General features: G+C 68.5%; 8 protein-coding genes, 1 pseudogene and 2 riboswitches. Of the genes and pseudogenes, 3 read left to right on the forward strand and 6 right to left on the reverse strand.

Annotated features, from left to right (window positions below; translation table 11 throughout):
• Positions 1 to 811: pseudogene (locus QZW52_RS17485) on the forward strand (hypothetical protein); the annotation flags it as partial.
• On the opposite strand, the gene QZW52_RS17490 reads toward QZW52_RS17485, so the two are convergent.
• Positions 772 to 1,107 (reverse strand): VOC family protein, encoded by a 336-nt coding sequence (locus QZW52_RS17490; RefSeq protein ID WP_294001038.1) that lies wholly within the window; start codon positions 1,105 to 1,107, stop codon positions 772 to 774. The pseudogene QZW52_RS17485 and the gene QZW52_RS17490 overlap by 40 nt on opposite strands.
• Between QZW52_RS17490 and QZW52_RS17495 the strand changes: the two genes are divergently transcribed.
• Complete coding sequence (locus QZW52_RS17495; protein WP_294001040.1) at positions 1,106 to 1,681, forward strand: DUF924 family protein; 576 nt, start codon at positions 1,106 to 1,108, stop codon at positions 1,679 to 1,681. The two genes, QZW52_RS17490 and QZW52_RS17495, sit on opposite strands and share 2 nt — an antisense overlap.
• A gap of 16 nt (positions 1,682 to 1,697) precedes the next feature.
• Here QZW52_RS17495 and QZW52_RS17500 read toward each other — a convergent pair whose 3' ends face one another.
• The 3 genes from QZW52_RS17500 to QZW52_RS17510 form a co-directional block, all read right to left on the reverse strand.
• Positions 1,698 to 2,954 carry a D-amino acid dehydrogenase gene (locus QZW52_RS17500; protein WP_294001041.1) on the reverse strand — a complete coding sequence of 419 codons (1,257 nt, stop codon included), beginning with the start codon at positions 2,952 to 2,954 and terminating at the stop codon, positions 1,698 to 1,700.
• A 36-nt stretch (positions 2,955 to 2,990) separates the two neighbouring features.
• A riboswitch (glycine riboswitch) is annotated at positions 2,991 to 3,099 on the reverse strand.
• Between the two features lie 6 nt (positions 3,100 to 3,105).
• Positions 3,106 to 3,195, reverse strand: a riboswitch (glycine riboswitch).
• A 34-nt stretch (positions 3,196 to 3,229) separates the two neighbouring features.
• On the reverse strand, positions 3,230 to 4,420 hold the full coding sequence (locus tag QZW52_RS17505; protein WP_294001042.1) for a M20 aminoacylase family protein: 1,191 nt from the start codon (positions 4,418 to 4,420) through the stop codon (positions 3,230 to 3,232).
• Positions 4,421 to 4,441: 21 nt separating this feature from the next.
• Positions 4,442 to 5,446 carry a Bug family tripartite tricarboxylate transporter substrate binding protein gene (locus tag QZW52_RS17510; protein ID WP_294001043.1) on the reverse strand — a complete coding sequence of 335 codons (1,005 nt, stop codon included), beginning with the start codon at positions 5,444 to 5,446 and terminating at the stop codon, positions 4,442 to 4,444.
• Positions 5,447 to 5,575: 129 nt separating this feature from the next.
• Here QZW52_RS17510 and QZW52_RS17515 point away from each other — a divergent pair, with 129 nt between their 5' ends.
• Positions 5,576 to 6,523: a LysR family transcriptional regulator gene (locus QZW52_RS17515; RefSeq protein WP_294001044.1), complete on the forward strand. Its 948-nt coding sequence runs from the start codon at positions 5,576 to 5,578 to the stop codon at positions 6,521 to 6,523.
• 25 nt (positions 6,524 to 6,548) lie between these two features.
• Here the strand turns inward: QZW52_RS17515 and QZW52_RS17520 are convergent, their stop codons facing one another.
• On the reverse strand, positions 6,549 to 7,787 hold the full coding sequence (locus QZW52_RS17520) for a type II toxin-antitoxin system HipA family toxin (RefSeq protein ID WP_294001046.1): 1,239 nt from the start codon (positions 7,785 to 7,787) through the stop codon (positions 6,549 to 6,551).
• A complete protein-coding gene (locus tag QZW52_RS17525) occupies positions 7,784 to 8,062 on the reverse strand; it encodes a helix-turn-helix domain-containing protein (protein ID WP_294001047.1) in 279 nt (92 codons plus the stop codon). Before QZW52_RS17525 ends, QZW52_RS17520 begins: the two co-directional genes overlap by 4 nt.
• Positions 8,063 to 8,235 lie beyond the last annotated feature (173 nt).

Raw genomic sequence — 8,235 nt, forward strand, 5'->3', positions numbered from 1 at the left:
GCTGCATGCCGAGGTGTTGCCCGTGTCCGGTTCGGGACTGGCCGATCTGGACCAGGCGCGGCTGACGGATTACCTCGGCCGCGTGCTCAGTGACGAAGTGCCCGCAACGGATGCCGACTGGCACAGCCGGCTCTGCGGTCTGGGGTTCATGACGGAACGGGCGGACGGCCCGCCGGTCTGCACCATCGCCGGCACGGTGCTGTTCGCACACCGACCGCGCCGGCTGCTGCGTCAGGCGGGGGTGCGGTGGATGGCGTTCGCGGGGAACGACCTCGACTATCAGGCGCTCGATGACACCGTGCTGGATGCCCCGCTGGTCGGGCTGTGGTCCCGCTCGGCACAGGGGCAGGTGTTCCGCGCCCAACCCGGTCTGGTCGAGCAACTGCTGGAGCGCACCGGGCCGTTCCTGTCAACAGAGTCGGCCGAACTCGCTGAAAACCTGCGCCGGGAACGCCACTGGCACTACCCGCCCGAAGCCCTGCGGGAGGCGCTGCTCAATGCCTTGGTCCACCGCGACTGGACGTGCCCCGGCGAGGTCGAACTGGTCCGTTTCGGCGACCGGCCGGGATGCGGGGTTAGAGGCCACGCAGGACCACCTCCGACTCACGCTGCCGGCGGCGGCTCCACGCAGTGGACCATCCAGCAGATCCCGAACCGATCCGTCACGCTGCCGAAGTACGCCCCCCAGAACATGTCCTGCAGCGGCATCGACACCGTGCCGCCTTCCGCCAGACCATGGAACAGCCGCGCAGCCTCGGCGCGGCTGTCGGGTTACAGGTTGAGGTGGACCTGGTTGCCGGTCGTGCCCTGAAACCCCATGCTCGGCGGCATGTCGGAACCCATCAGGACATGGCCACCGGTGATGGCCAGCTCGATGTGCATGACCAGCTGCGCATCTTCTTCCGACAGCGGCGGCCCGCCCGTCGTGGCGCCACCAAAGCGGTGGATCGGGCCGAGGAACTCGCCGCCGAACACCGAACGGTAGAAGTTGAACGCCTCCTCGCAGGGAACGTGGTGGGATGAATCGGCGCAAACTTGGCATGAACTTGGCGAAAACGCCAGCCGCAGGATCGCATACCGCGATGCCCGGCGCACGGACTCCACCATGCACCCTGCCCTCATCCTCGATTTCTGGTTCGGCCCTCCCACCGATCCCGCCCACGCCCAGACCCGCCCCCAGTGGTTCCGCAAGGACGCCGCTTTCGACGCCGAGATCATCCGCCGCTTCGGCCCGTTGATCGACGCGGCCTTGGCCAACGAGCTGCAGAACTGGACCACCACGCCTGAGAGCACGCTGGCGCTGATCCTCGTCCTCGACCAGTTCACCCGCAACACGGGCCGCGACACGCCACGCGCCTTCGCGGGCGATCCGCGGGCGTTGTCGCTGGCGAAATCGCTGGTCGCATCAGGCGCAGACCGGACGTTGACAGGCGTGCAGCGCCAATTCGTCTACCTGCCCTTCGAGCATTCGGAGTCGCTCGCCGACCAAGATGAATCTATCCGCCTGTTCGCGCAACTTGGCCAGGACGAGCCGGCCCTGTCAGGGCTGCTGGACTGGGCCGAGCGGCACCGCGTGATCGTGGCGCGCTTCGGCCGTTTCCCGCACCGCAACGCCGCGCTGGGCCGTCCGAATACCGCCGAGGAAGCCGAGTTCCTGACGCAACCCGGTTCCGGTTTCTGAACGGCGAGGTGACCCTTCAGCCACGAGCAAAGGCGAAATCCAGCTCCGGTGCCAGCCCGCTGACGATGCGCGCCACGCTCTTGCCCGACCCGCAGGCATGTGTCCAGCCCAGCGTGCCGTGGCCGGTGTTGAGGAACAGGTTCGGCAGGCGCGACTTGCCGATGATCGGCACGTTGCTCGGCGTCGCGGGGCGCAGGCCGGTCCAGAACTGCGCCTGCGTCGTGTCGCCCGCACCGGGGAAAAGCTGTTCCGTCCGCCGCACGATGGCCTCGCAGCGCACGGCGTTCAGGTCGCGGCTGTAGCCGTTCAGCTCCGCCGTCCCGGCGATGCGCAGCCGGTCGCCCAGGCGCGAGAAGACGAGCTTGTATTCGTCATCGGTCAGCGAGACCTCGTGCGCCATCGACGCATCCTTCACCGGCATCGTCACCGAGTAGCCCTTGGCCGGGTAGATCGGCAGGTGGATGCCCAGCGGCCGGACCAGCAGCGGACTCAGGCTGCCCATCGCCACGACGAAGGCATCGGCGCGCAGCCGCTGGAACGCCCCATCGGCGTCCGTCACCTCGACGTGCTCGATCCGGCCGCCCACCTCGTGCAGCGCGGTGACGGTGTGGCCCATCAGGAAACGCACGCCGTCCTGCCGGCAACGCTCGGCCAGCGCGAGCGTGAACTGCCGCGCATCGCCCGATTCGTCCTCCGAGGTGTAGGTCGCCCCGGCCAGCGTCGGGCGGATGTGGCGCAGCGCCGGCTCCAGCCGCACCGCCTCGTCCGCCGAGATCACGCGCCGGTCGCAGCCGAGTTCGCGCATCTGCCGGGCGGGTTCCTCCGCGGCGTCGAACTCCTTCTGGCTGGTGTAGAAGTGCAGGATGCCTTGCGTGCGCTGGTCGTATTGCAGGCCGAGGTCGCGCCGCAGTTGCTGCAAGGTGTCGCGGCTGTAGGTGCCCAGGCGCACGATCTGCTCGATGTTGTGGCGCGTGCGGGCCGGCGTGCATTCGCGCAGGAACTGCAGCCCCCAGCGCCACTGCTGCGGATCGGCGCGCAGCCGGAACAGCAGCGGCGCATCCTCCCGGCCGAGCCACTGCAGCACCTTGAGCGGCGCCGACGGGTTGGCCCACGGCTCGGCGTGGCTGACGGAGACCTGCCCGCCATTGGCGAAGCTGGTTTCGGCGGCGGGGGTGGCCTGCCGGTCGATGACGGTCACGTCGTGGCCGAGCTGGCGCAGGAAGTGGGCGGACGTGGTGCCGAGCAGGCCGGCACCGAGGACGATGACTTGCATGAGGTGTGCGCTTGCGCGTGCTTCATGCCGCTCCCCCTGTCCTTGGTACCTGAGAGATTCAGCGCCGGGTCGGTCCCGGTGCCTTGCTCCTTCGGCGCTTCACGCTGCACACCGTGTCAACGGTGCGGGCGTGGAGTCTCTCCAGACGGCGTGTGTGGTTGCAGTACGTGGACCTGAGCGTTCATGGGAGTTTGCGCCTTCGGTGACCGGCTCGGGGCCGGTGCTCTCCTGCAGAAAATCGAGTGTAGCGGGTCTGAGCCGGGTATCAGCCGAAATCAGCCCTTCACCAGAAACCGCTCGGCCAGCCGCACCCAGTAGGCGGCGCCGACCGGCAGGTTCGCGTCGTTGAAATCGTAGCCGGGGTTGTGGACCATGCAGGCCGATTGCGCCGGGCTGTCGTCACCGCCCTGCCCGTTGCCGATCAGCAGGTAACTGCCCGGCACGCGCTCCAGCATGAACGCGAAGTCCTCGCTGCCGGTCAGCGGCGGGCCATTCAGCGTCACCTTGTCCGCGCCGAGCAGGTCCAGCGCCACCTCGCGGGCGAATGCGGTCTCAGTCGGCGTGTTGACCAGCACCGCGTAGCCGGGCCGCCAGTCGATGCGCGCCGTGCAGCCGAAGCTCTCGGCCTGCGCTGCCACCAATGCCCGCAGCCGCCGCTCCAGCAACGCCCGCACGTCCCGGTCCAGTGCCCGCAGGCTCAGTTCCAGCCGCGCACTCGCCGGGATCACGTTGTTGGCTTGGCCCGCGTGCAGCGCGCCCACCGTCACCACCGCCGCGTGCAGCGGATCGACGTTGCGCGAAACCAGCGTCTGCAGCGCCATCACGAGGCTGGCCGCCGCGACCACCGGGTCGGCCGTGCGATGCGGCATCGCGCCATGGCCGCCGATGCCCTCGATCGTGATCGTCGCGTAGTCGGACGAGGCCATCGACGCGCCGTCACGGAAGACGAGGTGGCCTTGCGCGACGCCCGGCATGTTGTGCATCGCGAAGATGGCATCGCACGGATACCGCTCGAACAACCCGTCGTCCATCATGCGCAGCGCCCCGCCGCCACCTTCTTCGGCCGGCTGGAACACCAGGTGCAGCGTGCCGTCGAAGTCGCCGTGCTCCGCCAGGTGCCGCGCCGCCGCCAGCAGCATCGCCGTGTGGCCGTCGTGGCCGCAGGCGTGCATCAAGCCCGGATGAACACTGGCCCATTCCGTGCCCGAGGCTTCGTCGATCGGCAGCGCGTCCATGTCGGCCCGCAACCCGAGCCGCCGCGCCCCCGTGCCACGCACCAGCCGCCCGACCACGCCCGTGCCACCGATGCCCCGCTCGACCGCGTAGCCCCAGCCTTCGAGCTTGTCGGCGACCAGTGCGGCGGTGCGGTGTTCCTCGAAGGCGAGTTCGGGGTGCTGGTGGATGTCGCGGCGCAGGTGGACGAATTCACCGATCCGGGCGTTCAGCGCGTCGAGCAGGTAGGTCATGGCGTGGTGCTCACTGCAAGGTCACTGCGCTTCGAGCTTGATCGACTTGGCGATGGCGCGGAAACGGGCCGTCTGCGCTTCGTACTCCTTCGTTGCTTCGGCCGGGGTCATCATGGCCGGCAGCATCCCGCCGATCTGTTCGAGCTGCTTGCGCACTTCCGGATCACCCATCGCGGTGGCCAGCGCCTTGTTCAGCGCCTGCACCACAGGCTCCGGCGTGTCCTTGCGGACAAAGTAGCCGGTCCAGGCGTTGTAGGCGAAGTCCTTGACCACCTTGCTGTCGTTGATGCTCGGGAATGCCTTCAGGAACGGCGCCTCGACCTTGCCTGCCGGGGCCAGCGTGCCGAGCACCTTCATGCGGCCCTGGTCGATGAGGCCCATCTGCTGGGCGCCGATGACGATGAAGGACACGTCCACCTGACCGCCCGCCAGGTCCTGGAACAGCGGCGCGGCGCCCTTGTACGGCACATGCGTCATCGCGGCGTCCACCTGGTGCGCAAAATGCTCGCCCAGGATGTGATAGAACGACCCGACCCCGACGCTCCCGTACGTCAGCGGCTTGCCCGCCGCCGCAGACTTCTTCGCCAGCGCCGCCAGCTCGTCGATGTTGTTCGCGCCCAGCTCCTTGCGCGCCAGCACCGCCATCGGGAACGCGCCGATGATCTGCACCATGCGGAAGTCCTCGGACTTGTACTTCACCGCCTGCAGGGCCATCGGCGCCAGGATCAGCTCGTTGGGCGAGCCCTGGTAGATCATGTGGCCGTCAGCAGGCGAGGCCAGCACCTTCTGCGCACCCAGCGCACCGCTGACGCCGCCGAGGTTTTCCACGATGACCTGCTGCCCGAACGCCTTCGTCAATGGCCGCTCGACAACACGCGCGATCGCGTCCGACAGCCCACCTGCCGGGTACGGCACCATCAGGTTGACCTGCTTGCTCGGGAAGGTCTGCGCCAGGGCGGACGCGCCGGTCAGGCACAGGCCGGCAAACAGGGCCAGGGTGTGGCGGTGGAAGGTCTTGCGGTTCATGGGGTGATCTCCGGTAGAAGAGAGCATGCCTGGACATGCTTGGGCGTGCGGATCGTGTCGGATCTATCCTAGGATGGACATCACCGCACGTCCAATGCATTGTTTTTCAGATAACGATGAGTTGAAGTCATGACACTGGTCCAGCTCAAGCACCTGATCGCACTGGCAGAAAACGGCTCCTTCAGCCGCTCCGCCGAGACCCTGTTCCTGACCCAGCCGGCGCTGAGTCGCAGCATCCGGGCGCTGGAGGACGAACTCGGCCAGCCGCTGTTCGACCGCATCGGGCGGCACAGCGAGCTGACGCCGTTCGGGCGGGCCATGGTGGTGCGGGCACGGCAAGTGCTGGCCGATGCCGACGCGCTGCGCGACCACGGGCGTCGGCTGGCGGGCGGCGAGGCAGCGGAGCTGCGGATCGGGCTGGGATCGGGTCCGGGCGCGATGCTGATGACACCGCTGCTTGGACAGGCGGCGCAGCGGCATCCGGGCTGGCGCATCGAGGTGTCGCGGGCGACGACGGCGCGGCTGGTGCAGGCGTTGCATGCCCGGGCGCTCGATGCCCTGGTGGTGGATGTGCGGTCGCTGGCGCCGTCAGCCGAACTGTGCGTGGACACGCTGTGCGAGATGCGCGGGGCGTTCCTCGTGCGACCGGGGCATCCGCTGCTGGCGCAGGGCAAGCGGGATGGCGGGGTGACGTTCGAGGCCGTGCGTGGTTTCCCGATCGCCTCGACGCCGCTCAGTGACGAAGTGGCACGGATACTGATGCAGCGCTATGGTCCCGAGGCGCATCCGGGGCGGTGCGTGACGCTGCGCTGCGAGGAGATCCCGAGCCTGGTCGCGGTGGCCGCTGGCAGCGACGCGGTGCTGATCGCCATCCGGGCGGCGGGGCCGGGGCTGGTGGAGCTGCCGATGCGGCCGGCGCTGGAGGTGGCGGCGCGGTTCGGGCTGGTGACGCTGGCGGGGCGGGAGCCGGTGCCGGGGCTGGAGGCGGTGCGGGGGTTGATGCGGGGGGCACTGCGGGATGACGTGACGGGTCAGGCTGACCTCGGCGGAGGACACCGGGACGACAAGCTGGATTGAATTGTGGAGTGGAGCCTGTCCGAAGTCACCGCACCGCCACAGAAAACACAGCCCCAAACGCCTCCACCCCCGCCGACAGCCGCTCCACCAGCCCCGGTACGCCCTCGGCCAACCCCCGAAACGCCACCAGCGTGTCCTGCACTGCGCCCACCAGTTCCCCCACCCGCTGCCGAACCTGCCTTGGCGTCAGGCGGCAGGTCTGCCCGAACGCCAGCAGCCCCAGCCGCGCCGCGAACAGCGACCGGTTCCCGTCCAGACTCAGCGCGAGCGCATCGCCGGGCAGGTAGCAGGTGGTGTTGACGATGTCGAAAGCGGGGGCGAGCGTGGCGTCATCGGTCTGCGGGTCGGTGTAGAGCAAGCCGAAGTTTTTCAGATGTGCATCGCCATTGCCCAGGATGCACGAGAGGGCGACCATGTCGAAGAGCTGGTGCAGGCTGGGTCCGACCCGATCGGGTGCGCAGTTGTCCTCGATCACCCGCGCCACGCGCTCGTAGGCGCCGCTGTACTTGCGCTCGGCGTCCAGTCCGCACAACACGGCCATGTCCTCGAATCCGAGCGACCCGCCCTCCGGCGTGCGGTCGAAGCGGCGCATCACGAACAGCCGCGTGTTGTCTGAAAGATAGAACGGCGGACACGGCACGCCCGCCCGTGCCACCGCCGTCATGCAGACAAACTCGTTGATCGCCAGTCCCGGAAACTCGTCCAGACCGGACTTGACGATCAGGTCGTGCGTGACCGCCGTGGCCCGAGCAGGCGGGGCCATGCCCATGTCCAGGCCGTCCGCCCTCGGCTCGACCCGCTCGGGCACCAGCACCTTGGGCTGAACGCCACTGACACCCGAGCGCAGCAGGTACCGCTCCAGCAGCGTGTCGAACAGCCCTTCGGCGCCCTGGTAGCGCAGGATGTGCTGAAGCGACTCGCCAGCCTCGGCGGTCGTGGTGGCCGGGGGACGCCCTTCCCGCGACAGGAATACCCGGCCAATCGCCGCATCTCCCGGCAGCAGGGCCATCGTCAGCGCCGGGTCATCCACCGTGGACTTCGCCAGCAGGTGGCGCAGCCGCTCGCGCAGGAAGCCTTCCGGCTGGTTCATCTGGAAGATCGGTGGCAGCGACGCCCCTGCGTAGGCCAGTCGCCGCACCGGCATCGTCAGCGAAATGGCGCTGCGGGCATCGGCCTCGGCGGCACAGGTGAACTGGTACAGACCCGCTTCACGGGCGAGCGTGCCCGCCGGGCCGGTCGGCGTGGTGACGGCGAGCGCGTTCACGGCGCCCCCGCCCCTTCGGCTGATTCGGCCGCTTCGCGCTGCAGTTCTTCCAGCGTCGGCCGCCGTGCCGGCTGCAGGCACAACCGCTGGCCCAGGGCCGCCGCCACTTGCGCGAAATAGCGACTCGCCACACGCCCGTCGCCGGCTTCCACCTGAATCACCTTGAGCCGGGGAACACTGGCCCGCTCGGCCAGGGCTGCCTGGGTTAGGCCACGTTCGCTGCGAGCCTGGCGCAGCGCGGCACCCAGTGCGGCCAAAGATGTGGGAGGGTTCATGTATCGATTATCGAACAATGATCTGATCATGTATCGTCAACGACACTAAGAGCGGCTAACACAACCTGCGCAGAGTCCGCAGGCAGATGATGGAACAGGCCAGGGACAAAAGCGCCACATGGGTCGTGATGCTGCGCTCTAAGCGCACCCTGAGCTTGCCGAAGGCCGCCAGC

Source organism: Sphaerotilus sp. (assembly GCF_013299175.1).
Lineage (GTDB): Bacteria > Pseudomonadota > Gammaproteobacteria > Burkholderiales > Burkholderiaceae_C > Sphaerotilus.